The sequence below is a fragment of the Burkholderia latens genome (assembly GCF_902499045.1).
Lineage (GTDB): Bacteria > Pseudomonadota > Gammaproteobacteria > Burkholderiales > Burkholderiaceae > Burkholderia > Burkholderia latens.
The window spans coordinates 30,116-55,170 of record NZ_CABVPL010000055.1; the positions used below are offsets into that span (position 1 = coordinate 30,116).

Consider the following 25,055-nt stretch of genomic DNA (forward strand, 5'->3'; position numbering starts at 1 on the left):
CTCGTCCCATCATGAGTTCGCCCCTGTACGCCCCGCCCGTCGACCACGCCGCCGCCCTCGCCGGCGACGCGTTGCCGTTCGGCCTGCACTCGGTGTGCCGTACGCTCGCCGACGCGAACGCGACGCTCGAGCGCTTCACGTGGCTAGGCGACCATCTCGCGATCGCCGAATGGACGCGCATCACCGACGAAAGCGAGACGATCTACGACCAGCCCGGCCACCATACGCTGTCGTGCTATCTCGACGGCGGATATCGGACCGAGCGCGAACGCGTGCCGCGCTACGGCGCGCCGAGCCTGTTGTGCGCGCTGCCGGGCGACCACGAATCGCGCTGGTGGGTGCGCGGCGAGATGCACTTCATCCACCTGTACTTCCTGCCCGAGCACTTCACGCAGCGCGCGATCCGCGAACTCGACCGCGAGCCGCGCGAACTGAAGCTCGCCGACCGAACCTATTTCGAGGATGCGCGCATGGCCGCGCAGCTGCGTTCGCTCGCGCTCGAGCGCTGGGACGATGCGGACGGGCGGCTGCGCGCGAACGAGGCCGCGCACGACGTGCTGAGCATGCTGCTGCGCGGCCAGAGCGCGACGCGCACCGACACGCCGTTCCGCGGCGGGCTTGCGCCGGCCGTGCGCCGCCGCGTGCGCGACTACATCGACAGCTACCTGTCGCAACCGCTGACGCTCGGCGAACTGGCGAACGTCGCCGCGCTGTCCGAATACCACTTCTCGCGGATGTTCCGGGTGTCGTTCGGCCGCGCGCCGCACGCATGGGTCGCCGAGCAACGGCTCGCACGGGCGCGCCTGCTGCTGCGCACGACCGCGCTGCCGCTCGCGCAGATCGCGGCCGATTGCGGCTATGCGAACGCGGGCCACTTCAGCCATCGCTTTCGCGACGCGCACGGCACGACGCCGAACGCGTACCGGCGCGCGATGCAGAGCGGCTGAGCCGCGCGCGCCATTCTTTCGATGGCCGGCGGCGCGATGCGTGCCGCGGCCTCACTGCCGTGCTTACGTGCCCCGCCGCGACAGCTCTTGCTCGAGCGCGGCCACGCCGGCCGGCAAGTCGACCGGCACCTTCAGGTCGACCATCGTGCGGCCGAACGCATGGAGCGTGCGGAAAAGGTTGTGTTCGCGGCACTGCTCGCCCATCTGGCCGATCCGCACGATCGGCAGCCCGAACGAGCCCGAAATCTCGACCTGATACTGTTTGGAGATGTGCCCGCACACCATCCCGGGCGTGAGCCCTTCGGGCGTCTCGATCCCAACCACCGAATTGAGCCGGCAGTCCTTCGGCGCATAGAGCGAGAGCCCCATCGCCTCGACGCCCGCCTGCAGCGCCAGCGAGCAGCGCAGGTGGCGCGCGAAGCGGCTTTCGAGCGTTTCCGCGCACACGAGCCGCAGCGCCTCGTGCAGCGCGAGCACGCCCGACACCGGCGCCGTGTAGTGATAGCCCGCGTTGTGCCAGAAGTTCTCCGCGAGCGCCATGTCGAGGCACCAGTGCGCGTTCGGCTCCGGACGCTGCTTCATCCGCTCCCATGCGGCGTCGGAGAACGCGATCAGCGACACGCCGGGGATCGACGACAGTCCCTTCTGGCCACCGGTGATCACCGCGTCGATGCCCCACGCGTCCATTTCGAGCGGCATCGTCGACAGCGTGCACACCGCGTCGACGACGACCAGCGCGCCGGCCGCCTTCGCAAGCGCAGCGATGTCGCGCAGGTCGCGATTCCACACGGTATTCGACGTCTCGCCCTGCACGATCGTGACGATCTCGGGCCGCTCGCGCGCGATCGCGTCCGCGATCTCGTCGAGGCTCGCGACCGAGCGGTCGGCCACTTCGAGCGTCGCGACGTCGGCGCCGACGCGCGTCGCCATCTCGGCCATCCGCGCGCTGAAGAAGCCGTTGCGGATCGACAGCACGCGGGTGCCGCGCCATGCGAGGTTCGAGATCGCCATTTCCATCGCGGCGGAGCCGGGGCCGGCGACGCCGAGCACCCACTTCGTGCGGGTCTGGAACACGTAGCGCGCCATCTCTTTCACCTGCTCGATGATCTTCGCCATCGTCGCGCCGAGGTGGTTGATCACGATCGTGTTCGCCTTGGCGACGGCGGCCGGAATCGGAACCGGGCCGGCCCCCATCATCAGCAGCGGTTCTTCGGGCAGGATCGCGTCGAGCGGCACGACGACGGGACACGGAATCGGCGAGTAATCGATGGACATGGCGGGCAAAAGGGGAAGGAAAAAACGCACGGACGTCGTTCGCCGCACGGGATGGCGAAACCCATCGATCATTCCGCGTTCCGCGCCGGCGCGCAAGAGGCACGCGCGGCCGGACAGCGTGACGGTGGCCCGGTAGACGGACCGGGCCAGCCGGCCGCGCGCGGGTCGCACGACCGTGTCGCGCATTCGCGCGGCATTGCGGCGCGCAGCCGAAGCGGTTCCGCGCGCGGCGCGATGCCTGCGATTTTCTCCGGCAATATTGCGACCAGTCGCGGATGCGCGCGTTCGACACGGCGCGCGTATCGCCCGGAATACCCGCCGTCACGATAAAAATCCCGCGGATGGAATCGGTCCACGAAAACCGGACCGGCAGAAAAACATCCATTATCGCGGCATCAATTGGGGAGCGATTTCACCCAATTACAGGCCGCACCACCGCGCACAACACGCAAGGCATTGATTCGTATAGAAAAGATTCAACTCACCCGCAGTCGAATTGAATGCGGCGCACGCAATCGCCGGTGCACCACCCGGCATCGGCGCGTTAAAGCGATACCCGCGATTTCGATTTTACGCAACCCGCCCCTTTTCACAGGTTGACGAGTAACGCTCTCGTAATGAACAATCGTCTGCAGAATCGAAAACCGGTTTTTCGATACGAACGAGAACCGGGCGTCGCGCGACGGCTTTCCAGGTCGTGCAACGGAAAATCACAACCATAATCATTCAACCGGGCCAGAAATCCGCGAGCCATGAACCAGATTCAGACCATGCGTGTGTTCGTCTGCGTCGCCGAGCAGCAGAGCTTCCGGCGCGCGGCGCACCATCTAGGCGTATCCAACGCGCTCGTCACGCGCTCGATCGCGATGCTCGAGTCTCACCTGAACACGCGGCTGATCCACCGCACCACGCGCAACCTGTCGCTGACGGAGGCCGGCCTGCGCTACCTCGACGGCTGCCGCGCGCTGCTCGAGGAATTCGATCATCTCGAGGCGTCCGTCGCGCATGCGGTGCGCGAGCCGGCCGGCACGCTGCGTGTGGTCGCGTCGGGCCTGCTGTCGCCGCTCGCGTTGACGCCGCTCGTCAGCGGGTTCCGGCACCGCTACCCCGAATTGCGCGTGCAGCTCACGGTCGCCGAAGGGCCGCTCGACGTGCTCGATTCGGGCTACGACGTCGGCATCGTCACCGGCGACCGGCTCGACGGCAACCCGACGCTGATCGGCCATGCGCTGCCGCCGAACCCGTTCGTCGCGTGCGCGGCGCCCGCGTATCTCGAACGGCGCGGCGAGCCGCGCGCACCGGACGACCTGCCCGGCCACGACTGGGTCGCGCTCGCGCCGCATCAGCATGCGCCGGCGTGGCGGCTCGTCGGCCACGACGGCGTCACGCATTCGATCACCGTGCGTCCGACCTGCACGGTCAACCAGCTCGCGCTCGTGCAGGCGGCGGCCGCCGCCGGGTCGGGCATCGCAGTGCTACCCGAATCGTGCGCGGCCGACGCGCTCGCCAACGGCACGCTCGTGCGGCTGCTGCCCGGCTACCGGATCGACGACCCGGACGCGCAGCTGTCGCTCGTCTACCCGAACCGGCAGTACGTGCCGGCCCGCACGCGCAGCTTCGTCGAGCACGCGCTCGAGCATTTCGGCATGCAGGCGGCCAGCGAACGGACCGAGTACGGCTTCCTGCGCCCGCCGCGCACGCCCGATCGCGCCGATATCGTCACGGGGCTGCAGTAGACTGCACGCGACAGCCATCGGAGGTGCAGCGTGCGCGTGATCCTGTTCAGCAGCCGGCAGTACGACGACGACTCGTTTACCGCCGCGAACCGGCAGTTCGGCTATCGGCTGCATTTCCAGCCTTCTCACCTCGACGCGGAAACGGCGATCCTCGCGCACGGCTATGACGTCGTGTGCCCGTTCGTCAACGACACCGTCGACGCGGCCGTGCTCGAGCGGCTCGCCGACGGCGGCACCCGGCTGATCGCGCTGCGCTCGGCCGGCTTCAACCACGTCGATCTGGCGGCCGCCGAGCGGCTCGGCATCGCGGTCGTGCGCGTGCCAGCCTATTCTCCTCACGCGATCGCCGAGCATGCGGTCGCGCTGATCCTCGCGCTCAACCGCCGGCTGCCGCGTGCCGTTGCGCGCACGCGCGAAGGCGACTTCTCGCTGAACGGCCTGCTCGGCTTCGACCTGCACGGCAAGACCGTCGGCGTGATCGGCACCGGGCTGATCGGCCGCGTGTTCGCGAAGATCATGATGGGCTTCGGAATGCACGTGCTCGCGCATTCGATGCCGCCTTACGACGACGAACTGATCGCGTTCGGCGCGCGCTACGTCGAACTCGACGAACTGCTGCACCGTGCCGACATCGTCAGCCTGCACTGCCCGCTGCTGCCGTCCACGCACCATCTGATCAATGCGCGCACACTCGCACGGATGAAGCACGGCGCGATGCTGATCAACACCGGCCGCGGCGGCCTCGTCGACGCGCACGCGCTGATCGACGCGCTCAAGTGCGGCCAGCTCGGCCATCTCGGGCTCGACGTGTACGAGGAGGAAGGCGGCCTGTTCTTCGAGGATCATTCCGATCTGCCGCTGCAGGACGACGTGCTCGCGCGCCTGCTGACGTTTCCGAACGTGATCGTCACGTCGCACCAGGCGTTCTTCACGCGCGAGGCGCTTGCCGAGATCGCGCACACGACGCTGCTGAACATCGACGCGTGGCGCGCCGGCACGCCGGCCAACGTCGTCACGGCGGGGCGCTGAACGACGGCGTCCGGTGCGATGTCCGATGCAGCGTTTCGCCGCCGCAACCATCAGCGATTCGTCATTTTGTTTCGATTGATGTAACGCCGCACGCGCATCGTCTGCTATCGTTGCGCCGACCTTCCCCTGCTTCTGCCGCTCATGCGTTTCGACGACTCCGCCATCGCCGCGGTCTACCGCGCGATCTTCGAACGGCGCGACATGCGCCACTTCACGCCGGCGCCCGTCGATCCGGCCACGCTCGCGCGGCTGCTGCGCGCGGCGCACCACGCGCCGAGCGTCGGCTTCATGCAGCCGTGGCGCTTCATCCGCATCACGGATCCCGCGCTGCGCGCCGCGATCCATGCGCTGGTGGAGGCCGAGCGCCGCGCGACCGCCGACGCGCTCGGCGAACGGCAGGACGAATTCATGCGGCTGAAAGTCGAAGGCGTGCGCGAATGCGGCGAACTGCTGGTCGTCGCGCTGACCGACGACCGCGAGCGCCACGTGTTCGGCCGCCGCACGCTGCCGGAGATGGACCTCGCGTCGGCCGCCTGCGCGATCCAGAACATGTGGCTCGCGGCGCGCGCCGAAGGGCTCGGGATGGGCTGGGTGTCGCTGTTCGACGTCGACGCGCTGCGCACGCTGCTGCGCATGCCGGTCGGCGCGAAGCCGATCGCCGTGCTTTGCGTCGGGCATGTCGACGCGTTCTATGCGAAGCCGATGCTCGAGGAAGAGCGTTGGGCCGCCCGGATGCCGATCGAAGCGTGCCTGTTCGAGAACGGCTGGGATGCGCAAGCGACGGCCGAAGCCGATGGCGCCGCGGCTTCCGTTGGTGCTGTCGGCGGCTCGTCACCCTCACCGGCGATCGCTGCGCCCGACGCAGGCGCCGAACCCGCACCGACCGAAACACTTCCGGAGCGCTGATCGGCCGACGGACGGCGACGCGTCACCCGCAACGACGATCGCTGCGCCGGACGCCGACTCCGAACGCGCATCGATCGGAACGCGTGCCGGCCGCTGAGCGAACGCCCGACGGCGATGCGTCGGAGCCGCCGGCGATATCGCCGCACTGGAGCACGGCGCCGACCCACGCCGATCGAAATCTCCCGGCCGCCGACAGGGCGCGCGTTCCTGCGAAACGCCGGTTTGGCCGCTTCGTTCCGCCCCGATATTTCGCCGCGCATCGCGCCGCCCGACACCGCGAAATCCCACTCCGTGGCGCACCGATCCGCGCGCCGTCGCACACCGGCAACAGCAATTTTGGCCGCAAGCATAAGGGTTTTCACTGAAGTAGAATCGCGGCTGACGCCTCTCCGCCCTGCCCGTCCCGCGCATCCCGCGCCGACCTCGGGCCGCGCTTTTTCCATAGCCCACCGCGATGCCCCTGCCCCTTTTCGCCCTTGCCGTCGCCGCATTTGGAATCGGTACCACCGAATTCGTGATCATGGGGCTGCTGCCCAACGTCGCCCGCGACCTCGGCGTGTCGATCCCGGCCGCCGGAATGCTCGTGTCGGGCTACGCGCTCGGCGTGACGATCGGCGCGCCGATCCTCGCGATCGTCACCGCGAAGATGCCGCGCAAGCGCGCGCTGATGGGCCTGATCGGGCTGTTCATCGCCGGCAACCTGTTCTGCGCGATCGCGCCCGGCTATGCGGTGCTGATGGCCGCGCGCGTCGTCACCGCGTTCTGCCACGGCGCGTTCTTCGGGATCGGCTCGGTCGTCGCGAGCAACCTCGTCGCGCCGAACCGGCGCGCGCAGGCGATCGCGCTGATGTTCACCGGCCTCACGCTCGCGAACGTGCTCGGCGTGCCGCTCGGCACCGCACTCGGCCAGGCGTACGGCTGGCGCGCGACGTTCTGGGCCGTCACCGGGATCGGCATCGCCGCGGCCGCCGCGCTCGCGGTGTGCCTGCCGAAGCACCTCGCAATGCCCGACACTAGCATCACGCGCGAATTCGGCGTGCTGAAGCACCCGCAGGTGCTGATGGTGCTCGGCATCAGCGTGCTGGCGTCGGCGAGCCTGTTCAGCGTGTTCACGTACATCACGCCGATCCTCGAGGACGTGACGGGCTTCTCGCCGCGCCAGGTCACGTACGTGCTGCTGCTGTTCGGCCTCGGCCTGACCGTCGGCGGCACGCTCGGCGGCAAACTGGCCGACTGGCGCCGGATGCCGTCGCTGATCGCGACGCTCGCACTGATCGGCGTCGTCCTCGCGCTGTTCGCCGGCACGATGCACATGCCGTTCGCGGCGCTCGCGACGATCTTCGTGTGGGGCATCCTCGCGTTCGCGATCGTGCCACCGCTGCAGATCCTGATCGTCGATCGCGCGAGCGATGCGCCGAACCTCGCGTCGACGCTGAACCAGGGTGCCTTCAACCTCGGCAACGCGACGGGCGCGTGGCTCGGCGGGATGGCGATCGGCTCGGGCGTGTCGCTCGTCAACCTGCCGTGGGTGGGCGTCGCGATGGCCGTCGCGGCGCTCGCGCTCACGCTGTGGTCAGCGTCGCTCGAACGCCGCCCGGTGAGCGTGCCGACCTGACGCGCATGACGCGCGGCCGAACGCGCTGCGCACGCAACGCCATTCGATCCCGATCGCCTTCATGGACCTTTCAATGTCGGCGGTGTAGCATCCCGGCCGATGAAAGCCATTCTCAACCGTGATTTCGTCGCGCTGATCCTGAGCGTCGCGGTAGTCGGCCTTGGCACCGGCGCCACGCTGCCGCTCACCGCGCTCGCGCTGACCGAAGCCGGCCACGGCACCAACATCGTCGGCATGCTGACGGCCGCGCAGGCCCTCGGCGGCCTCGCGATCGTCCCGTTCGTTACCGCGCTCGCGCGGCATATCGGCGCGCGCCGCGCGATCGTCGTGTCGGTCGTGCTGCTCGCCGCGGCCACCGCGCTGATGCAGTTCACGTCGAATCTCGTCGTATGGGCCGTGCTGCGCGTGCTGTGCGGCGCCGCGCTGATGCTGCTGTTCACGATCGGCGAGGCGTGGGTCAACCAGCTCGCCGACGATTCGACGCGCGGCCGCGTGGTCGCGATCTACGCGACCAATTTCACGCTGTTCCAGATGGCCGGCCCCGTGCTCGTCAGTCAGATCGCCGGTGCGGCGAGCATCCGCTTCGGGCTGTGCGGCGCGCTGTTTCTGCTCGCGCTGCCGACGCTCGCGACGATCCGGCGCGCGCCGCTCGCCGGCGACGATGCGCATCACGCCGCGCACGACAGCTGGCTCGCCGTGCTGCCGCGCATGCCCGCGCTGATCATCGGCACCGGCTTCTTCGCACTGTTCGACACGCTCGCGCTGTCGCTGCTGCCGCTCTACGCGATGGATCACGGCGTCGCGAGCGCGACCGCGGTGCTGCTCGCGTCGATCATGCTGTTCGGCGATACCGCGATGCAGTTTCCGATCGGCTGGCTCGCGGACAAGCTCGGCCGCGAACGCGTGCACCTCGGCGCCGGCTGCATCGTGCTCGCAGGCCTGCCGCTGCTGCCGTTCGTGATCGCGAATCCGTGGCTGTGCTGGCCGCTGCTGTTCGTGCTCGGCGCGGCGGCCGGCAGCATCTACACGCTGTCGCTCGTCGCGTGCGGCGAACGGTTCCGCGGCGCGGCGCTCGTCACCGCGAGCTCGCTCGTGTCGGCGTCGTGGAGCGCCGCGAGCTTCGGCGGCCCGCTGGTTGCCGGCGCGTTGATGGAGCAACTGGGCAGCAACGCGCTGGTCGGCGTGCTGATCGTCTGCGTCGCTGCGTTCGTCGCGGCCGCGCTGTGGGAACGACGCGGCGCCGTGCAGCACGCGGTCTGATGCAGAGCGGCGTCGACGCTGAAGTCGGAGTCGCAGTCGCAGTCGCAGTCGGCGTTGATGATCGTGCACCGGTGCGCACCGGCCCGCACGCGCCGCTTCCCGGTCAACGAAAACGGCCCGCGCAATGCGGGCCGCCTTGTCTTCGAAAGCGCGAGCGATGTGCCGCGCGCCCGTACCGCTACGCGGTTACGCGCTGCGCGCCGGCAGGATCTTCCCCGCACACGTACCGAAGCCGACGCGATAACCGTCGCCCTGGCACCAGCCGGCGAGCGTGAGCTCGTCGCCGTCCTCGATGAACGTGCGGCTGCCGCCGCCGTTCAGCGCGACCGGCTCCTTGCCGTTCCACGTCAGTTCGAGCAGGCTGCCGAACGAATCCTTCGTCGGCCCGCTGATCGTGCCCGAACCCATCAGGTCGCCCACGCGCGTGTTGCAGCCCGCGACCGTGTGATGCGCGAGCTGCTGCGCCATCGTCCAGTACATGTGCTTGAAGTTCGTGCGGCAGACCGACGTCGCCTCGGCGGCCCCTTCGGCGCGCAGCGTCACTTCCAGCGCGATGTCGAACGCATGCTTGCCCGCGTGCCGCAGATATGCGAGCGGCTGCGGCGATTGCTCGGGCTGCGCGACGCGGAACGGTTCGAGCGCGTCGAGCGTGACGATCCACGGCGAGATCGTCGTCGCGAAGCCCTTCGAGTTGAACGGCCCGAGCGGCACGTATTCCCACTGCTGGATGTCGCGCGCGCTCCAGTCGTTCAGCAGCACCATCCCGAAGATATGCGCTTCCGCGTCCTCGCATGCGATCGGCTCGCCGAGCGCGTTGCCCTTGCCGACGATGAAGCCCGTCTCCAGTTCGATGTCGAGCTTGCGGCACGCGCCGAACACCGGACGCTCGTGGTCCGGCAGCTTCAGTTGCCCGCTCGGGCGCCGCACCGGCGTGCCGCTCACGACCACCGACGACGCGCGGCCGTTGTAGCCGATCGGCATCTCCGACCAGTTCGGCAACAGCGCATTCTTCGGATCGCGGAACATCGAGCCGACGTTGGTCGCATGCTCCTTCGACGAATAGAAATCGGTGTAGCCGGGAATGTCGACCGGCAGATGCAGCGCCGCGTCGCGCTGCGGCACCAGCACCTTCGCGCGCAATGCCGCATCGTCGCGCAGCCGCGCGTCATCGCGCGAGAACAGGTCGGACAGCTGCACGCGCACGCCACGCCATGCGTCGCGGCCGAGCGAGATGAACGCATTGAGCGTCGGCGCAGCGAACACGTCTGCGCCTGCCGGCAGCGCGACGAGGCCCGCACGCGCGAGCGCGGCGAGGTCGACGATCTGATCGCCGAGCGCGACGCCCGCACGGCGCGCCGTCTGCTTCGCATCGCTGAAGATGCCGAACGGCAGGTTCTGGATCGGGAAATCGCACGCGGGATCGTTCGCGGCGTCGACCCAGCTCTTGCGAGCCGGGTCGAGCGTTGCGCGCCAGTCTTGGGTGTCGCTCATCGTTGCTCCGGATTGAAGTGTTTCTTGATGCCTTGCCAGCATTCGAAGTAGTCGGCCTGCAGCTGCGCGGTGTCGAGCGCATAGCGCGTCGGCCGGATCAGCGTGCGGGTTTCGAACATGAACGCCATCGTCGCGTCGATCTTGTGCGGCTTCGTCGTGTCGCTCGCCGACGCCTTCTCGAACGTGTCCGCGTCCGGCCCGTGGCCCGACATGCAGTTGTGCAGGCTCGCGCCGCCCGGCACGAAGCCCTCGGCCTTCGCGTCGTACGCGCCGTGCACGAGGCCCATGAACTCGCTCGCGACGTTGCGGTGGAACCACGGCGGGCGGAACGTATCCTCGGCCGCGAGCCAGCGCGGCGGGAAGATCACGAAGTCGATCGTGTCGACGCCCGGCGTGTCGCTCGGCGACTGCAGCACGAGGAAGATCGACGGATCGGGATGGTCGAAGCTGATCGAGCCGATCGTGTTGAACAGGCGCAGGTCGTACTTGTACGGCGCGTAGTTGCCGTGCCATGCGACGACGTCGAACGGCGAATGGCCGATGTCCGCGCGCCACAAGCGCCCGTTCAGCTTCGCGACGAGTTCGAACGCGCCTTCGCGATCCTCGTACGCAGCCTGCGGCGTCAGGAAGTCGCGCGGGTTCGCGAGCCCGTTCGAGCCGATCGGGCCGAGGTCCGGCAGGCGCAGCAACGCGCCGAAGTTCTCGCAGATGTAGCCGCGCGCGGCGCCGTCCGGCAGCGCGACCGAAAAACGCACGCCGCGCGGAATCACCGCGATCTCGGCAGGCTCGACGTCGAGGCGGCCGAACTCCGTCGCGATGAAGAGCCGCCCGTGCTGCGGCACGATCAGCAGCTCGCCGTCCGCGCTGTAGAAGAAACGGTCCTGCATCGAGCGGTTCGCCGCATACAGATGAATCGCGCAGCCGTTCATCGCGGCCGCCGAGCCGTTGCCGGCCATCGTGACGAGCCCTTCGACGAAATCGGTCGGCTCGACCGGCATCGGCAGCGGATCCCAGCGCAGCTGGTTCGGCGGCGTCGGCGGCACGTCGGCCGAGTCGCCGAATTCCGCCACGAGCCGCTGCGGCCCCGTGAACGGCTCGAACGGCCGGTGCACGGCCGCCGGCCGGATCCGGTACAGCCACGAGCGGCGGTTGTGGGCGCGCGGCGCGGTAAACGCGGTGCCCGACAACTGCTCCGCATACAGCCCGTACGGCGCACGCTGCGGCGAGTTGCGGCCGTGCGGCAACGCGCCGGGCAGCGCCTCGGTCGCGAATTGGTTCGCGAAGCCGCTCAGGTAGCCGGCGGTCGCCGGTTTCGACAGGTCAAACGTCATCGTTTCCTTTCTCCATCAATTCATGGCGGCGTTCGGCGCCTGCGCACCGCCGCGCCGCGTGACGCCGGCCAGGCCCAGCACGAACAGCGCCGAGCACAGCACCGGTACCGCGGCCGCGTGGAACAGCGCGCCGTTGGTCCAGTTCAGTGCAATCAGTTGTCCGCCGACGAGCGGCCCGAGCACGGAGCCGATCCGGCCGATGCCGAGGCTCCAGCCGATGCCGGTCGAGCGCAGCGACGTCGGGTAATACTGGCCGGCGAGCGCGTTCACGGCCGGCTGGCCGCCGACCACGCAGAAGCCGCCTGCGAACACGACGACCAGCAGCCACGGCAGCGCATGCGCGACCGACCCGATCAGGCCGACCGACACGGCCGCGCACGCGAAGCACGCGAACAGCACACGCACGAAGCCGTAGCGCTCGATGAACCAGCCGAGCGACAGCGTGCCGATCACGCCGCCCGTCTGCAGCACCGTGCCGACGATCACCGCCGTGCCCGGCGAATAGCCCGCGTCACGCATCACGGTCGGCAGCCAGTTCGACAGGAAATACAGGTCGATCAGGTTCATGAAGCTGATCGCCCACAACAGCAGCGTGACCGGCAGGCGGCCGTCACGGAACAGTTCGGCGACCGGCGCGCCGCTCGTCGCGCGCTCGCGCACGGCAAGCCGCGTGTTCGCATCGATACCGGCGTGCGGCGCGAAACCCGCGAGCCAGTCGCGCGCCTGCGCGTCGCGGCCTTTCAGCACCAGGAACTGCAGCGACTCCGGCAGCCGCGCGGCCATCGCGATCGCGAGCACGAGCGGCACCGCGCCGCCGACGAAGAACACCGAGCGCCAGCCGAGCGCCGGAATCAGCGCGGCGCTGATGAAGCCGCCGATCGCCGCGCCGAGCGTGAAGCCGCACGACACGATCATCATTCGCTTCACGCGATGCGCGCCCGGACTGAACTCGCCGACCAGCGCCATCGCGTTCGGCATGATGCAGCCGAGGCCGAGGCCCGTGACGAAGCGCAGCGCGATCAGCACCGGGATCGAGCCCGCGAACGGCGTCGCGAGCATCGTCACCGCGAAGAACAGCGTCGAGCCGATCAGCACCGGGCGCCGGCCGATCCGGTCGGCCAGCACCGACAATCCGAGCGCGCCGAGCAGCATCCCGAACAGGCTCGCGCTGAACACGGGCCCGAGCGCCTGCTTCGGCACGCCCCATTCGGCGATCACGCTCGGCGCGACGTAGCCCATCGCCTGCGCATCGAAGCCGTCGATCACGAGGCACAGCCCGCACAGGATCAGCAACATCCAGTGAAAACCCGGGCGTTGCGTGTCGTCGATCACGCGCTCGACTTCGACCACGCGCGTAGCGGCTTGCGCGGCGCTCATTGCGCCACCTCGGCGGCCGGATGCACGGGCGGCGTCACGCCCTGACGCGCGAGCGCCATCGCTTCGCGCAGCACGTCGGCGTCGCCGATGTGGTTCGCGAGCAGCAGGATCAGTTTCGCGTTGACGAGCTGGCTGTCGGCATCCGACAGGTCGCGATGCATGTCGATCAGCGCTTCGTAGAACGCGTCCGGGTCGGCGAGACGCGGGCGGGTGTCGAGTCGGGGCATGACGGTGTCTCCGGTGTCGTTATGGTGTCAGCGTGCGCAGCTCGCGCGCGCCAGCGCGTCGGCGATCGCCTGGCGCTCGAGCGTGCGCATCCGCGCGCACACGTGCTGGTCGGGCCGCAGCAGATAGAACGTGCCGGGCTTCGCGTCGTAGCGTTGCGCGGCGAAGCCGTCGACGTCCTCCACGACGTCGACGCCGGCCACCGGCTGCGCATGCCCGGCCGGCACGACGAGCACGGGCCGTACCGGCAGCGCGAGGCCGTCGAGCGCCTGCGCGAGCGCGGCCGCGTCGCCCGGCAACCCGAACAGCACGCCGGTGAAGCCGCCGCGCAGATGCTGCAGCAGCCAGCCCGACGCGCCCTGCGCGCGCACCGGCGCATCGGCCGCCGCCGCGCCCGGGCGCATCGCGCCTGCAAACGTGTCGCCGTTGCGGTCCGGCGTATTCAGCGGCGAATCCGTCAGCACAGCCGGCACCGACAGGCGGCCACTGTTCACGAGCTTGCGAGCGAACTCGCAGTCGCGCGCGAGCTTCAGCGTCGCGTCGCGGAATACGCGCGACACCGCGCTCTTCGGCGTGATGAAGTCGGTCGAGCGCGTCGAATTGCGAATGTTCTCGTCCGCCGCGAATTCCCGCTCGCTCGCATAGGTGTCGAGCAGGCGATCGTGCGCGCGGCCGTCGAGCACCAGCTTCACCTTCCACGCGAGGTTGTCCGCGTCCTGCACGCCGCTGTTCGCGCCGCGCGCGCCGAACGGCGACACGCCGTGCGCCGAATCGCCTGCGAACAGCACGCGGCCGTGACGGAACGTATCCATGCGCTGGCAGCGGAACGTGTACACGCTCACCCACTCCAGCTCGAACTCGACGTCCCGCCCAAGCAGCGCGCGCACGCGTGGAATCACGCGCTCCGGCTGCTTCTCGGCGACCGGATCGGCGTCCCAGCCGAGCTGGAAGTCGATGCGCCACACGTTGTCGGGCTGGCGATGCAGCAGCACCGACTGGTTGCGGTGGAACGGCGGATCGAACCAGAACCAGCGCTCGGTCGGGAATTCCGCCTTCATCTTCACGTCGGCGATCAGGAAGCGATCCTTGAACGTTCGGCCGCGGCTCTCGAGGCCCATCGCCGCACGCATCGGGCTGCGCGAGCCGTCGGCGGCGATCACGTATTGCGCGCGCAGCGTCTCGACGCCTTCCGGCGTCTCGACGGTCAGCGCCGCGTGCTCCGCCGACTGCACGACGCCCGTCACCTTGTGCTTCCAGCGGACGTCGATGCTCGGCAGCTCGAACGCGCGCTCGGCCAGATACCCTTCGACGTAATACTGCTGCAGGTTGATGAACGCGGGGCGCGCATGCCCTTCCTCGGGCAGCAGGTCGAACGCGTACAGCTGTTCGTCCTGCAGGAACACCTTGCCGACGTGCCAGCTCACGCCCTTGTCGACGAAGCGCTGGCCGCAGCCGAGCCGGTCGAAGATTTCGAGCGTGCGCTTCGCGAAGCAGATCGCGCGCGAGCCGGTGGACAGCGTGTCGTCGTCGTCCAGCAGCACGACCGGCACGCCCTGCTGCGCGAGGTCGATCGCGGCCGACAAGCCCACCGGGCCCGCGCCGACGACGATCACCGGGTGAACGGCCGCGTCGTCGCCGGCGGCCCGCGTTGCGCGCGTCCGGTATTCGAACTTCAGCGTCTGGTAATCGATGCTCATGGCCGCCGTCCGCCGCTCGGTGCTGCCGCGCGCGCCGGTGCGCGCCGCGCCGTTCCGCTCGTGTCCGATGCCCGCCGCTGCCGCGGCCCGCGCGCCTGCGCCCACTTCCTGTCAACCGCCACGTCTCGCTCCTTTGCTTCCTGTTGATTCGATGCGAAAAACGGCGCCGTCCCGGGCGCCGAACACCGCTTTTCCTGATCGGCGACAAATCGCTGGATTTACGAATAGTAAAACCAATTACGAATAGTGAAATCAACGTAAACCCTAGCCAATGCTTCGGGGATGGGATAACCATATGAGCGAAACGCCAAGCCGAGTCTGGCGCGCGCTGCTAATATCGATACACGAGGCGGCCCTTTCGGCCGCCATTTTTCCTTTCGACGCCGATGATTCCGCCCAACATTCCCGAGCTGGTCGCCCGTGCCGGGCAACTACCGTATCTGCGGGAACACCTCGCGCTTGCCGAAGGCGGCACCGCGTGCGCGAATCTGCCGGAACGCACGCTCACGAGCGCGTATGAGCCGATCTACGACGTGACGATGCCCGGCGCGCCGCAGTCGACATCGTTCGCCGATGCGATCGAGCGCTACGGCGACGAGCTCGGCTTCCAGGCGGTCACGGTCGTCACGGGCGCGCTGCACGACCCGGTCGACTCGGCCGTCGACGACCAGACGCTCGTCGCGATCGACCGGCTGTCGCGCGCGCTTCACGCGATCAACTTCTTCGGCGCGCAACGTCACGGGTTGCTGTTCCTGCGCGTGCACGAGCGGCTGCTCAAGAGCGTGAAGTACGACCACGGCAAGCATTTCTCGTCGGTGCTGCAGCGCTTCGGGCTGCCGGCCGAGCGCGTCGTGATCGAGTTGCCGGCCGTCGCGGTCGCGCACAAGACCTTCCTCGGCTACCTGACGCGCAGCTACCAGCATCACGGCTTCAAGGTCGCGGACAAGCTGCCCGACCCGGGCCGGATCCTCGCGGTGGAATCGGACATGGCGCGGCCCGACTACATCAAGATGGATGCGGGCATCGCGCTGAGGGACGGGATGGTGAAGGCGCTGGTCGCGTATGCGCAGCGCGTGCGGATTCCGCTGATCTTCGACGGCGTCGTCGACGAGACGCAGTGCGAACTGCTGCGCCAGCACGACGTGCGGTTCATGCAGGGGCCGGTGTTCGCAAAGGTCGTCACGGCCTGAACGGGCCGGCAGCAGCCGCGCCGCCGGATCGCGGATGCGGTGTCGTGTTGCGTCGGGAATCGGGTTTCGGCACGCAGCGCCGCTCGACGCCAGGCGATCCCCTGTTCGTTCACGTAGAAGGATCCGACGCGCTTGCGTGCGGGTTCGGCGTCAACGCACCGGCACACCGGGCGCCTCGACGCCCACGCCGGCGTGCCGCCTATTCTCTTCCACCGTCGTCGTACTTCGGCAGATCGTCGTCGATGTCGATGCCGGGGAAACGATCCGCGTACCAGACATGCCACGCCGGATGCAGCCGCGACGGCTCGTCGAGCGTTGCGTAGTTGATTTCCACGGTCGTCGGCGCGTCGGCCCGCCGGTACTCGAGCTGCGCGCCGCAGCGGCCGCAAAAACGCCGCTCGCCCCACGCGCTCGATGCATAGACCGTCGGCTCGCCCTGCAGGTATTCGAATGCGTCGATCGGCACCGACGCCGACGCGACGACCGCCGCGCCTGTCGTGCGCTGGCAGAGCCGGCAGTGGCAAAAGCCGGCGTCGGCCGGTATGCCGGCGATCCGGTAGCGGATCGCGCCGCATGCGCATCCGCCTTCCATCGTTTCCGGGTGTGGCATCGCGAACCTCTCGATCGCCGGGAAGCTGGCGAACGATGATGAGCGCCGTTCGCGCGATGCGCAACCGGCGGCGGCCCGCTTTGGAGAACGCGGCGACGCGCCGGTCGCCGCGCGTGGGTCAGGCCGTCTGTCCGAGCCGCTGCGCGAGCGCCTTCAGCTTCGGCCCGACCTGCGTGCGGAACACGTCTTCGTCCATCGACGACGCGGGCCCGCTGCAACTCAGGATCAGCCAGCGTCCTTCGCGGGGCTCGCGAAACGGCACGGCCGCCGCGTTCACATCCGCGTGCCACGCGCGGAACGAATAGCAGCATCCGCCATCCGCAAACTCGGCGACCGCCTGCTGCGCGGCCGCGACGAGCGCATCCGCGTCGGCCGCGCCGCCGGCCGCCCGGTGCAGGTCGGCATACAGCGCGCGGCGCACGTCCTCCGGCTGCACGGCCAGGTACGCGCGCCCCATCGAACTCGTCAGCATCGACAGCCGCGAGCCGGGCGCGAGCCCGAGCGTCAGCGCGGTCTCGCTGCGGATCGTTTCGAGATAGATCATGTCGAGCCCGTCGCGGCAGCCGAGCGACACGGCCGCACCGATTTCGCGCGCGAGCGCCTGCATGTGCGGCCGCGCGACGTCGAGCGTGCCGGAGCCCGCGAGCAGCGCGTAGCCGAGCGACAGCACGCCGGCGTCCAGCGCATATTTCCCGAGCGTCTCGTCGTAGCGCAGATAGCCGAGCACGGTCAGCGTGTACGCGAGCCGGTTCACCGTCGCCTTCGGCAGCCCGGTGCGCTCCGCGAATTCGCGATTGCCGAGCATCGTCTCGCCTGGCCGGAACGCGCGCAGCAGATCGAGCCCGCGCGCGAGCGCAACGACGAACTTGCGTTCGTCGATCGTGGTTTCGTCGGTGGTTGAACGTGTCATCTGATGCTACACTGGGTTCGATTTGCAAAACATTGTTCCGCAGAGCGGAACACCAGTCAAGCGAACTTTCAGCACGAAGCCCGACGCGATGCGTGCAGGGGACAGGAGATGACACGATGAGCGCTGCAACTTTTCATTGGGACGATCCGCTGCTGCTCGACCAGCAACTGACCGAGGAAGAGCGGATGGTGCGCGACGCCGCGCACGCATACGCGCGGGACAAGCTCGCGCCGCGCGTCACCGACGCGTTCCGCCACGAACGCACCGACGCCGCGATCTTCCGCGAGATGGGCGAAGTCGGCCTGCTCGGCCCGACGATTCCCGAGGAATACGGCGGCCCCGGCCTCAATTACGTCAGCTACGGATTGATCGCGCGCGAAGTCGAGCGGGTCGATTCCGGCTACCGCTCGATGATGTCGGTGCAGTCGTCGCTCGTGATGGTGCCCATCTTCGAGTTCGGCTCGGACGCGCAGAAGCAGAAATACCTGCCGAAGCTCGCGAGCGGCGAATGGATCGGCTGTTTCGGGCTGACCGAGCCGAACCACGGCTCCGACCCGGGCAGCATGGTCACGCGCGCGAAGAAGGTGGCCGGCGGCTATTCGCTGTCCGGCGCGAAGATGTGGATCACCAACTCGCCGATCGCCGACGTGTTCGTCGTGTGGGCGAAGCTCGAGGAAAACGGCAAGGACGCGATCCGCGGCTTCATCCTGGAGAAAGGCTGGAAGGGCCTGTCGGCGCCCGCGATTCACGGCAAGGTCGGGCTGCGCGCGTCGATCACCGGCGAGATCGTCCTCGACGAAGTGTTCGTGCCGGAAGAGAACCTGATGCCGAACGTGAGCGGCCTGCGCGGCCCGTTCACGTGCCTGAACTCGGCGCGCTACGGGATCGCGTGGGGCGCGCTCGGCGCGGCCGAATCGTGCTGGCATACCGCGCGTCAGTACGTGCTCGATCGCAAGCAGTTCGGCCGGCCGCTCGCCGCGAACCAGCTGATCCAGAAGAAGCTCGCCGACATGCAGACCGAAATCACGCTCGGCCTGCAGGGCGTGCTGCGGCTCGGCAGGATGAAGGACGAAGGTACGGCGGCCGTCGAGATCACATCGATCATGAAGCGCAACTCGTGCGGCAAGGCGCTCGACATCGCGCGGCTCGCGCGCGACATGCTGGGCGGCAACGGCATCTCGGACGAGTTCGGCGTCGCGCGCCACCTCGTGAACCTCGAAGTGGTCAATACGTATGAAGGCACGCACGATATCCACGCGCTGATCCTCGGTCGCGCGCAGACGGGCATCCAGGCATTCTTCTGAGCATTCGTGCGCGAGAACGCGGTGCCCGTCCGCGTCGCCTCGCTACCGTCATACTGAAAAAAAGACACGGCCCGCCCGGCATCGCTGCCGGGCGGGCCGTTTTCATCGGCATGCGCGTTCGTCACGCGCGGCCGATTCGGGAGCCGCTGCTTACTTGTTCGGCTGCGGCGTCAGGCGCAGGTACGGACGCACCGCGTTGAAGCCCTTCGGGAAGCGCTTCTTCAACTCTTCCGGATCCTGCAGCGACGGCACGATCACGACGTCGTCGCCATCCTTCCAGTTGCCGGGCGTCGCGACCTTGTAGTTGTCGGTCAGCTGCAGCGAATCGATCACGCGCAGCACTTCGTCGAAGTTGCGCCCCGTACTGGCCGGATACGTGATGATCAGACGCACCTTCTTGTTCGGATCGATCACGAACAGCGAGCGCACCGTCAGCGTTTCGTTCGCGTTCGGGTGGATCATGTCGTACAGCTGCGAAACCTTGCGGTCGCCGTCGGCGATGATCGGAAAGCCGACGACCGTCGATTGCGTTTCGTTGATGTCGTTGATCCAGCCCTTGTGCGATTCGACGTTGTCGACCGACAGCGCGATCACCTTCACGTTGCGCTTCTCGAATTCGCCCTTCAGCTTCGCGGTCAGGCCGAGCTCGGTCGTGCACACCGGCGTGTAGTCGGCCGGGTGCGAGAACAGGACGCCCCAGCTGTCGCCCAGCCACTCGTGAAACTTGATCGGACCCAGGCTCGATTCCTGCTCGAAATCCGGTGCGATGTCGCCAAGACGCAGACTCATGATGTTCCCTCCTCGAACGATGCTGGTTGAAACCGCGCGCTGTCGGCGCGGGACAGTCCGTCAGCTTACGGGAAGCAATGGGACATGCGAACGATTATTACGTTTGATATTCATACTTTTTTGTCATTTTTGCCCGACGGCGAAACGGCGTGGAGCGGCCGCGAAGGAAACTTTTCGGACCGTTTGCGGCTCTGTTGATGATTACAAGTCGTTTACCATGCAGTCTTGCACTGCCGCCGTGTGTCTTCGCGGCTCGCCAGCAGGCAGGCGTTTCGCTACGATGTGAACCTGCAGCATGACAGCATGAAGGGAGTTGCAATGTCGGAAATCAACAAGGAGAAACTGATGTCGGATATCAAAACCGTTCTCGCGGACGCCGAGGATCTGCTCAAGCAAGCAGCGAGCACCACGGGCGACCGGGCGGCCGAGCTGCGCGAGAAAGCCATGTCGCGCCTGAAGCAGGCCAAGGAAAAGGCAACCGACGTCCAGGTCGTGGTGGTCGAGAAAGGCAAGAAGGCCGCGCGCGCAACCGACGATTACGTGCATGAGCATCCGTGGACGTCGATCGGCATCGCCGCCGGCGTCGGCGTGCTGATCGGTCTGCTGATCAACCGCAAGTAACGCGCTCAGCGCCGTTCCGCCCCATGTGCCGCGCAGCGGCGCATGGGTGCCGAAGCCTGCCCGCGGCCCGCCGCCGGCTGGCGTTGACCAAGCCGCTTACTGCGCGCGCAAGCGCCCCATCCATGACGACAGATACCCATTCGCAGCCGTCCGGCCACGGGCCGCTGCGCCGCCTCGTCGGCTCCGCGATCGGCCTCCTGCAAACGCGCCTGGAACTGGTCGGCATCGAACTCGCCGAGGAAAAGGAACGCCTGATGGGCGTGCTGTTCCTCGGGCTCGCGGCGATGATGCTCGCGACGATGGCACTCATCAGCCTGACCGTGCTCATCGCAATCGCGTTCTGGGACACCTATCGCTGGCAATCGCTCGCGGTGGTCACTGCGTTGTATGCGATCGCAGGGATCGCGTGCGCGCTGAAGGCGCGCTCCGGGCTGCGCGAAGCGCCGACCGTGTTCGAGGCAACGCTCGCAGAGCTCGAGAAAGACCGCGAGATTTTCCGCGGCAAGTCATGAACGCGGTCGCGTTCGCCCCTGTCACCTACTTTGCCGACGCGCCATGAGCCAGAACGTCACGAGCCATCCGCCCCGCCCCCATCCGTCGCGATCGAAGTGGAGTGCGTCGCAGCATCGCGCGCTCCGCAAGGAATTGCTGATCCTGCGATCCGAGGTCGAGCGGCTGGAGCTTGCCGAAGCCGCCGCCGAAGTACGTCATGCCGTCACGCGGTTCAGTTGGCTCAAGATCCTCATCCCCGGCCTGTCGAGCCACAAGTTCAGCCAGTCCGCGAAGAACCTGAACGCGAATCTTGGCCAACTCGTCAACCAGTATCCGATGCTCAGTTCGCTCGCGTCGCTCGTGCTGGCGAAGCCCGTTCGCTCGCTGCTTCGCGCGAGCGCGGGCCCCGCGCTGAAGTGGGGCACCGTCGGCTTCGCCGCGTGGGAGGTCTATCGGATCTGGAAGCAGGCGCGCGACGAGCGCAGCCCTGTCGCGAACGACGGCTGACACGCAACGATGGGCGCACACGGCCGTTCGGCGGTACGCGTTTTTTCGATGCGTGATCGCTTGATCAGCGCACACCCCAACACATCCGCTCCGGTGCCGCCGGTTCTGCGTCGTTCGATCCCGTCGCTCCTTTCGTCCCGTCCGATCGCAGCGTGAATGCGCCGCATGCGTCGTCGCGCATCGGGCCTGTGTCGAGCGGGCTCGCGACGAGCTCGTAGGCCGCCGGCGCATCGTCGCCGGCCGGTCGCGTCAACCGCAAGCGATAGACCGGCTGCCCATCCGGCGGCGCCTGCGCGTATGCGTCCGGCAACGTCTGCGGCAGCGGGCCGTCGAGCGTTTCGAGATATTGCGCCGCACGGTACAGCGCGGCGACCGCGGATGCGCGATGCGTACGCGCGACATGCTCGCGATACGAAGGGACACCCCAGCCGGCCAGCACGGCGACGATCGCGAGCACGACCATTAATTCGAGCAACGTGAACGCCGCCGCGCAGCGCATTGGCGCGAGCGCTTTCATCGATGCACCGCCGCGACGCGACGCCAGCGCTGCACGACCACCCGTCCGTCGCGTAGCGCGATCTGGCTTTGCAGCCACACCGCACTCGACGCATGGCCGCCGACGCCGCGCGCGGTGACGAGGTAGGCACGGCTACCCTGCGGCCCCACACCGCGCCATGCCTCGATCAGGCAGCGTGGCGGCTGCGCGGCCATCGGCCACGCGGGAAACGGGCTGAACGCTTCGGCGGCGACCAGCGCGGACGCTCGCCGCCACGCATCCGGCTCCCGTCGCGATGCGGGTGCGTCGATGTACGGCGCGCCGCCACGAAGCAATCGAGCGGTACAGGCTTCGAGCGCTGCATCGGCCGCGTGGAATGCGATCAGCCGGTCCGACAACGCACGCGTGCGACGCGATTCCGTCAGCGCGGATTCGAACCATGTACCGGTCAGCGCAGCGACCGCTGCACCGACGGCGATCACGGCAGGCAGTGCAAGCCCTGCGTCGCGACGCCAGTTGCGCGTGGCGGACCGCGTGCACGGGAGCGTCGCCCTGCGGCTCAATCCGATCGATTCTCCCGCCGCGTGCCGGATGTCGCTGGACGCGTCGGCGTGCCCCTTGGTGCGGGGTGCGATGCGTCGCTCCGTGTACGTGCGGGCCCCTCCATTCGAGCAAATCATTGCAGCACCTCAGGGTCCTCCGCCCCATCGCGGATGGCATCGGCGAATGCAGCCGCTGAATTGCGCAACGCGACGATTCGATGCAGCACCAGACGTGCGCGACCATCTTTCGACACGGCGGTGCGGCCGTCGCAATCGACGTGACGCGCGGGCTCGTTCATCGGCTCGCCCCGTGCGCGCACGCACAGATGCACGGCCACGACATCGCGCCAGTCGCCGACGCCCATCGTGTTCGCGTCGACGAACTGCCCGCCTTCGCGGTACAAGTAGCGGACGCGCAATTGGTCGATTCCGGACACGACGGGCTGCGGCGTACCCGGGCGACCATTGCCTTCGCAGTACAGCTCGGGTTCACCTGTCGACGGACCGACATGCGCGTCGAAACGGTTTTCCACGATCGGTCGCTCGGCTGGCGCGCCGACACCCTGCCCCAGACAATCCGACACCTGCTCGCTCGCCGTCGGCCACGTCGACACGCTATCGCCGACATACCGGATCAGCACCGCATCCGACGCCGCGCGCACGGCTTCGCAGCGCACCTGCGCGCCGTCGCCGCGCACACGCCCGGCGGAACAGCCGAACAGCGGCGGCAGCGGCGACGCCTCGTCGACATCGAGCGGCCGAAACCCTGCCATCTGGATCTGCTGGCTGATCAGCGTCAGGGCCGTCGCGGCCGCATCGCGCATCCGGAATCCATCTTCCGCGCGCCGCTGCGCGACGCGCTGCGCGTGATACAGCGCACCGGCGGCGGCAAGCACGAGCAGACCGACGGTCATCGCGATCAGCACTTCGAGCAGCGTATGTGCGCGGCTGCGGCGCCCGCAATCAGCGTGAATCGGCATGGGCGTCCCGAAACGGAATTCGCACACACGATGGCGGCTCGACGATCGCCTCCGCGCGCTCGCAGCTCGCCGACGTCGACGCGGCCGAGTCGGTGCCGCGCCAGCCGACGATCACGTAGCGGACACCGGCTGCTCCGTCGTCGAGCGTCATCGTGCCGCCGGGCAATGATGCGGACACGAGCGCGGCGATGTCGTCGCCGACGCCTGCCGCCGCGTGCCGACGCTCGATGCGTGCATCGGCCAGCCATAGCGCGCGCTCCCGCCACATCGTCGCGCGCTGTGCGCGCGCCATTGCTAGCTGACTGCCGGCCACGGCGAGCATCACCATGGCGAGCAGCGCGATGGCCAGCACGGCTTCGAGCAGCGACGTGCCGTGCATCCGCCCGCGGCTTCGCATGTGCGTCATGCCGCGTCGCAGCGGCCGGCCTCGACGCGGGCTCGGCCGCCCGCCGCGATCCGGATGCAACGCGACACGCGAGCGTCGTCGCCGTCGAGCGCGCGCTGCGGGCGCAACTCGAAACGCCGGATCCCGCCGATCACCTGCCCGGCCGGCGGCGCGAACGCCAAATCGTGCGCCGCACCGGCGACGACGATGTCGGCATCGCGCGGATAGCGCCGCAGCACGCGAGATTGCCCGTCGAATTGCCCGCTGACGATCCAGCCGCACGACCATTCCGCGGGGTCGCACCGCTCGCCGGCGCGCACGCAATCGCCGTCGCCCCCGGCCCGGCACAGCGTGACCCGCACGCCGAGCCGCATCGCCTCGGTGCGGGCGAAAGAAAGCGCGCCGAGCAGCGCGCGCGAGCGGGCATCCACGCGTTCGCGCATGTGCCACAGGTCGAATGCGGGCGCCGCGTAGAGTCCGATCGCGGCTGCCAGCGCGATCGCAACCATCAGTTCGACGAGCGTGAACCCGCCGCACCATCGCATGCTTTTTCCAACGGTCTGCCGGTGCAGTTCCATCGCGATCGCCCTCCGTCAACGTGATGCGACGACTGTAGCGACGTGTGTGAACCCGCGCCATTAGCCGAACGGCCGACTGGCGACATGCGGCCGCGGCCGACACAATCGGCGCGAACCGAATCTACGGAGAAGACGATGAACGAACGCAGCGCGTCAGCGCTTACGCGGAGGCTTGGAGGGGGACGCGCGACGGAACTCTTCGATCACGTCGGCGAATTCGGAAACGTCCTCGAACCGGCGGTAAACCGATGCAAAGCGGACATAAGCGATCGTATCGAGGCCGCGCAACTCGTTCATCACGAGTTCGCCGAGCTTCTCGCTACGTACTTCACGCTCGCCGGTCGCGAGCAGTTGATATTCGATGCGGGCAACCGACGCGTCGATCGCGTCGGCCGCCACCGGCCGCTTGCGCAGCGCGAGTTGCATGCTGGCGACGATCTTGCGACGGTCGAATTCGGTGCGGCTGCCGTCCTTCTTCACGACGGCCGGCAGGTTCAGCTCGACCCGCTCGTACGTCGTGAAGCGTTTGTCGCAGGCCGAGCAGCGACGGCGCCGGCGAATCGCGGCGCCATCTTCGGACACGCGCGAGTCGACGACCTGCGTGTCTTCATGCCGGCAGAACGGGCAGCGCATGCCGGATCAGCGATAGACCGGAAAACGCTTGGTCAGATCGGCCACCTGCGCGCGCACGCGCTCGATCGTCGCTGCATCTTCCGGATTCTCGAGCACGTCGGCGATCAGGTTGCCCACCTGCTCGGCTTC

26 protein-coding genes are annotated in these 25,055 nt (G+C 68.2%); 11 read left to right on the plus strand and 15 right to left on the minus strand.

Translation table 11 applies throughout. The annotated features are described in order from the left end of the window. Window positions 1–11 precede the first annotated feature (11 nt). The gene (locus BSE24067_RS27525) at window positions 12–947 is read left to right on the plus strand and encodes a helix-turn-helix domain-containing protein (RefSeq protein WP_151065064.1); all 936 of its coding nucleotides are present in this window, start codon (window positions 12–14) and stop codon (window positions 945–947) included. Between the two features lie 63 nt (window positions 948–1,010). On the opposite strand, the gene BSE24067_RS27530 is transcribed toward BSE24067_RS27525, so the two are convergent. Continuing rightward, window positions 1,011–2,222 carry a pyridoxal-phosphate-dependent aminotransferase family protein gene (locus tag BSE24067_RS27530; protein WP_059450894.1) on the minus strand — a complete coding sequence of 404 codons (1,212 nt, stop codon included), beginning with the start codon at window positions 2,220–2,222 and terminating at the stop codon, window positions 1,011–1,013. A 752-nt stretch (window positions 2,223–2,974) separates the two neighbouring features. Here BSE24067_RS27530 and BSE24067_RS27535 point away from each other — a divergent pair. From BSE24067_RS27535 to BSE24067_RS27555, 5 genes are all read left to right on the plus strand, one after another. Further along, a complete protein-coding gene (locus BSE24067_RS27535) occupies window positions 2,975–3,958 on the plus strand; it encodes a LysR family transcriptional regulator (protein WP_151065063.1) in 984 nt (327 codons plus the stop codon). A gap of 30 nt (window positions 3,959–3,988) precedes the next feature. Next, a complete protein-coding gene (locus BSE24067_RS27540; RefSeq protein WP_151065062.1) occupies window positions 3,989–4,987 on the plus strand; it encodes a 2-hydroxyacid dehydrogenase in 999 nt (332 codons plus the stop codon). A 141-nt stretch (window positions 4,988–5,128) separates the two neighbouring features. Next, window positions 5,129–5,893 (plus strand): 5,6-dimethylbenzimidazole synthase, encoded by a 765-nt coding sequence (gene bluB / locus BSE24067_RS27545; RefSeq protein WP_151065061.1) that lies wholly within the window; start codon window positions 5,129–5,131, stop codon window positions 5,891–5,893. Between the two features lie 454 nt (window positions 5,894–6,347). Beyond that, window positions 6,348–7,508: an MFS transporter gene (locus tag BSE24067_RS27550; RefSeq protein ID WP_151065060.1), complete on the plus strand. Its 1,161-nt coding sequence runs from the start codon at window positions 6,348–6,350 to the stop codon at window positions 7,506–7,508. 99 nt (window positions 7,509–7,607) lie between these two features. Then, on the plus strand, window positions 7,608–8,768 hold the full coding sequence (locus tag BSE24067_RS27555) for an MFS transporter (protein ID WP_151065059.1): 1,161 nt from the start codon (window positions 7,608–7,610) through the stop codon (window positions 8,766–8,768). Between the two features lie 186 nt (window positions 8,769–8,954). On the opposite strand, the gene fahA is transcribed toward BSE24067_RS27555, so the two are convergent. The 5 genes from fahA to BSE24067_RS27580 are packed head-to-tail and all read right to left on the minus strand — an operon-like array spanning window position 8,955 to window position 14,889. After that, the gene (gene fahA / locus BSE24067_RS27560) at window positions 8,955–10,259 is read right to left on the minus strand and encodes a fumarylacetoacetase (protein ID WP_151065058.1); all 1,305 of its coding nucleotides are present in this window, start codon (window positions 10,257–10,259) and stop codon (window positions 8,955–8,957) included. Continuing rightward, window positions 10,256–11,590, minus strand: coding sequence for a homogentisate 1,2-dioxygenase (gene hmgA / locus BSE24067_RS27565; protein WP_151065057.1), 1,335 nt, complete (start codon window positions 11,588–11,590; stop codon window positions 10,256–10,258). Before hmgA ends, fahA begins: the two co-directional genes overlap by 4 nt. Before the next feature lie 15 nt (window positions 11,591–11,605). Continuing rightward, entirely contained in the window at window positions 11,606–12,967 is a 1,362-nt protein-coding gene (locus BSE24067_RS27570; protein WP_151065056.1) for an MFS transporter, read from the minus strand. After that, window positions 12,964–13,194: a DUF2783 domain-containing protein gene (locus BSE24067_RS27575; RefSeq protein ID WP_151065055.1), complete on the minus strand. Its 231-nt coding sequence runs from the start codon at window positions 13,192–13,194 to the stop codon at window positions 12,964–12,966. Before BSE24067_RS27575 ends, BSE24067_RS27570 begins: the two co-directional genes overlap by 4 nt. 27 nt (window positions 13,195–13,221) lie before the next feature. Beyond that, entirely contained in the window at window positions 13,222–14,889 is a 1,668-nt protein-coding gene (locus BSE24067_RS27580; protein WP_151065054.1) for an FAD-dependent oxidoreductase, read from the minus strand. Between the two features lie 386 nt (window positions 14,890–15,275). On the opposite strand from BSE24067_RS27580, the gene BSE24067_RS27585 reads away from it, so the two are divergent. Then, window positions 15,276–16,079 (plus strand): EAL domain-containing protein, encoded by an 804-nt coding sequence (locus BSE24067_RS27585; RefSeq protein ID WP_151065053.1) that lies wholly within the window; start codon window positions 15,276–15,278, stop codon window positions 16,077–16,079. A 199-nt stretch (window positions 16,080–16,278) separates the two neighbouring features. Here the strand turns inward: BSE24067_RS27585 and BSE24067_RS27590 are convergent, their stop codons facing one another. Next, window positions 16,279–16,689 carry a GFA family protein gene (locus BSE24067_RS27590; protein WP_151065052.1) on the minus strand — a complete coding sequence of 137 codons (411 nt, stop codon included), beginning with the start codon at window positions 16,687–16,689 and terminating at the stop codon, window positions 16,279–16,281. A gap of 118 nt (window positions 16,690–16,807) precedes the next feature. Beyond that, entirely contained in the window at window positions 16,808–17,599 is a 792-nt protein-coding gene (locus BSE24067_RS27595; RefSeq protein WP_151065051.1) for an IclR family transcriptional regulator, read from the minus strand. A 116-nt stretch (window positions 17,600–17,715) separates the two neighbouring features. Here BSE24067_RS27595 and BSE24067_RS27600 point away from each other — a divergent pair, with 116 nt between their 5' ends. After that, window positions 17,716–18,903 (plus strand): acyl-CoA dehydrogenase, encoded by a 1,188-nt coding sequence (locus BSE24067_RS27600; protein ID WP_151065050.1) that lies wholly within the window; start codon window positions 17,716–17,718, stop codon window positions 18,901–18,903. Between the two features lie 150 nt (window positions 18,904–19,053). On the opposite strand, the gene BSE24067_RS27605 is transcribed toward BSE24067_RS27600, so the two are convergent. Then, entirely contained in the window at window positions 19,054–19,692 is a 639-nt protein-coding gene (locus BSE24067_RS27605) for a peroxiredoxin (RefSeq protein WP_151065049.1), read from the minus strand. A 318-nt stretch (window positions 19,693–20,010) separates the two neighbouring features. Between BSE24067_RS27605 and BSE24067_RS27610 the strand changes: the two genes are divergently transcribed. From BSE24067_RS27610 to BSE24067_RS27620, 3 genes are all read left to right on the plus strand, one after another. Continuing rightward, window positions 20,011–20,313 (plus strand): ElaB/YgaM/YqjD family protein, encoded by a 303-nt coding sequence (locus tag BSE24067_RS27610; protein ID WP_151065091.1) that lies wholly within the window; start codon window positions 20,011–20,013, stop codon window positions 20,311–20,313. Window positions 20,314–20,435: 122 nt separating this feature from the next. Then, on the plus strand, window positions 20,436–20,825 hold the full coding sequence (locus BSE24067_RS27615; RefSeq protein ID WP_151065048.1) for a phage holin family protein: 390 nt from the start codon (window positions 20,436–20,438) through the stop codon (window positions 20,823–20,825). Window positions 20,826–20,868: 43 nt separating this feature from the next. Then, window positions 20,869–21,312 carry a DUF3318 domain-containing protein gene (locus BSE24067_RS27620; RefSeq protein WP_151065047.1) on the plus strand — a complete coding sequence of 148 codons (444 nt, stop codon included), beginning with the start codon at window positions 20,869–20,871 and terminating at the stop codon, window positions 21,310–21,312. A 64-nt stretch (window positions 21,313–21,376) separates the two neighbouring features. Here the strand turns inward: BSE24067_RS27620 and BSE24067_RS27625 are convergent, their stop codons facing one another. The 6 genes from BSE24067_RS27625 to nrdR form a co-directional block, all read right to left on the minus strand. After that, on the minus strand, window positions 21,377–21,829 hold the full coding sequence (locus BSE24067_RS27625) for a type IV pilin protein (protein WP_151065046.1): 453 nt from the start codon (window positions 21,827–21,829) through the stop codon (window positions 21,377–21,379). Beyond that, the gene (locus BSE24067_RS27630) at window positions 21,826–22,287 is read right to left on the minus strand and encodes a pilus assembly PilX family protein (RefSeq protein ID WP_151065090.1); all 462 of its coding nucleotides are present in this window, start codon (window positions 22,285–22,287) and stop codon (window positions 21,826–21,828) included. Before BSE24067_RS27630 ends, BSE24067_RS27625 begins: the two co-directional genes overlap by 4 nt. Window positions 22,288–22,484: 197 nt before the next feature. Continuing rightward, window positions 22,485–23,330, minus strand: coding sequence for a PilW family protein (locus BSE24067_RS27635; protein ID WP_151065045.1), 846 nt, complete (start codon window positions 23,328–23,330; stop codon window positions 22,485–22,487). Next, window positions 23,314–23,727: a type IV pilus modification PilV family protein gene (locus BSE24067_RS27640; RefSeq protein ID WP_151065089.1), complete on the minus strand. Its 414-nt coding sequence runs from the start codon at window positions 23,725–23,727 to the stop codon at window positions 23,314–23,316. The genes BSE24067_RS27635 and BSE24067_RS27640 overlap by 17 nt, the downstream gene beginning before the upstream one ends. Before the next feature lie 5 nt (window positions 23,728–23,732). Continuing rightward, window positions 23,733–24,293: a GspH/FimT family pseudopilin gene (locus BSE24067_RS27645; RefSeq protein ID WP_151065044.1), complete on the minus strand. Its 561-nt coding sequence runs from the start codon at window positions 24,291–24,293 to the stop codon at window positions 23,733–23,735. 153 nt (window positions 24,294–24,446) lie between these two features. Next, window positions 24,447–24,926: a transcriptional regulator NrdR gene (nrdR, locus tag BSE24067_RS27650; protein ID WP_151065043.1), complete on the minus strand. Its 480-nt coding sequence runs from the start codon at window positions 24,924–24,926 to the stop codon at window positions 24,447–24,449. Between the last annotated feature and the right edge of the window lie 129 nt (window positions 24,927–25,055).

Excerpts from the sequence above, each read along its gene's own strand:
- BSE24067_RS27525 (WP_151065064.1), top strand. The coding sequence starts at position 12 with ATGAGTTCGCCCCTGTACGCCCCGCCCGTCGACCACGCCGCCGCCCTC.
- BSE24067_RS27530 (WP_059450894.1), bottom strand. The coding sequence starts at position 2,222 with ATGTCCATCGATTACTCGCCGATTCCGTGTCCCGTCGTCGTGCCGCTC.
- BSE24067_RS27535 (WP_151065063.1), top strand. The coding sequence starts at position 2,975 with ATGAACCAGATTCAGACCATGCGTGTGTTCGTCTGCGTCGCCGAGCAG.
- bluB (WP_151065061.1), top strand. The coding sequence starts at position 5,129 with ATGCGTTTCGACGACTCCGCCATCGCCGCGGTCTACCGCGCGATCTTC.
- BSE24067_RS27550 (WP_151065060.1), top strand. The coding sequence starts at position 6,348 with ATGCCCCTGCCCCTTTTCGCCCTTGCCGTCGCCGCATTTGGAATCGGT.
- BSE24067_RS27555 (WP_151065059.1), top strand. The coding sequence starts at position 7,608 with ATGAAAGCCATTCTCAACCGTGATTTCGTCGCGCTGATCCTGAGCGTC.
- fahA (WP_151065058.1), bottom strand. The coding sequence starts at position 10,259 with ATGAGCGACACCCAAGACTGGCGCGCAACGCTCGACCCGGCTCGCAAG.
- hmgA (WP_151065057.1), bottom strand. The coding sequence starts at position 11,590 with ATGACGTTTGACCTGTCGAAACCGGCGACCGCCGGCTACCTGAGCGGC.
- BSE24067_RS27570 (WP_151065056.1), bottom strand. The coding sequence starts at position 12,967 with ATGAGCGCCGCGCAAGCCGCTACGCGCGTGGTCGAAGTCGAGCGCGTG.
- BSE24067_RS27575 (WP_151065055.1), bottom strand. The coding sequence starts at position 13,194 with ATGCCCCGACTCGACACCCGCCCGCGTCTCGCCGACCCGGACGCGTTC.
- BSE24067_RS27580 (WP_151065054.1), bottom strand. The coding sequence starts at position 14,889 with ATGAGCATCGATTACCAGACGCTGAAGTTCGAATACCGGACGCGCGCA.
- BSE24067_RS27585 (WP_151065053.1), top strand. The coding sequence starts at position 15,276 with ATGATTCCGCCCAACATTCCCGAGCTGGTCGCCCGTGCCGGGCAACTA.
- BSE24067_RS27590 (WP_151065052.1), bottom strand. The coding sequence starts at position 16,689 with ATGCCACACCCGGAAACGATGGAAGGCGGATGCGCATGCGGCGCGATC.
- BSE24067_RS27595 (WP_151065051.1), bottom strand. The coding sequence starts at position 17,599 with ATGACACGTTCAACCACCGACGAAACCACGATCGACGAACGCAAGTTC.
- BSE24067_RS27600 (WP_151065050.1), top strand. The coding sequence starts at position 17,716 with ATGAGCGCTGCAACTTTTCATTGGGACGATCCGCTGCTGCTCGACCAG.
- BSE24067_RS27605 (WP_151065049.1), bottom strand. The coding sequence starts at position 19,692 with ATGAGTCTGCGTCTTGGCGACATCGCACCGGATTTCGAGCAGGAATCG.
- BSE24067_RS27610 (WP_151065091.1), top strand. The coding sequence starts at position 20,011 with ATGTCGGAAATCAACAAGGAGAAACTGATGTCGGATATCAAAACCGTT.
- BSE24067_RS27615 (WP_151065048.1), top strand. The coding sequence starts at position 20,436 with ATGACGACAGATACCCATTCGCAGCCGTCCGGCCACGGGCCGCTGCGC.
- BSE24067_RS27620 (WP_151065047.1), top strand. The coding sequence starts at position 20,869 with ATGAGCCAGAACGTCACGAGCCATCCGCCCCGCCCCCATCCGTCGCGA.
- BSE24067_RS27625 (WP_151065046.1), bottom strand. The coding sequence starts at position 21,829 with ATGAAAGCGCTCGCGCCAATGCGCTGCGCGGCGGCGTTCACGTTGCTC.
- BSE24067_RS27635 (WP_151065045.1), bottom strand. The coding sequence starts at position 23,330 with ATGCCGATTCACGCTGATTGCGGGCGCCGCAGCCGCGCACATACGCTG.
- BSE24067_RS27640 (WP_151065089.1), bottom strand. The coding sequence starts at position 23,727 with ATGCGAAGCCGCGGGCGGATGCACGGCACGTCGCTGCTCGAAGCCGTG.
- BSE24067_RS27645 (WP_151065044.1), bottom strand. The coding sequence starts at position 24,293 with ATGGAACTGCACCGGCAGACCGTTGGAAAAAGCATGCGATGGTGCGGC.
- nrdR (WP_151065043.1), bottom strand. The coding sequence starts at position 24,926 with ATGCGCTGCCCGTTCTGCCGGCATGAAGACACGCAGGTCGTCGACTCG.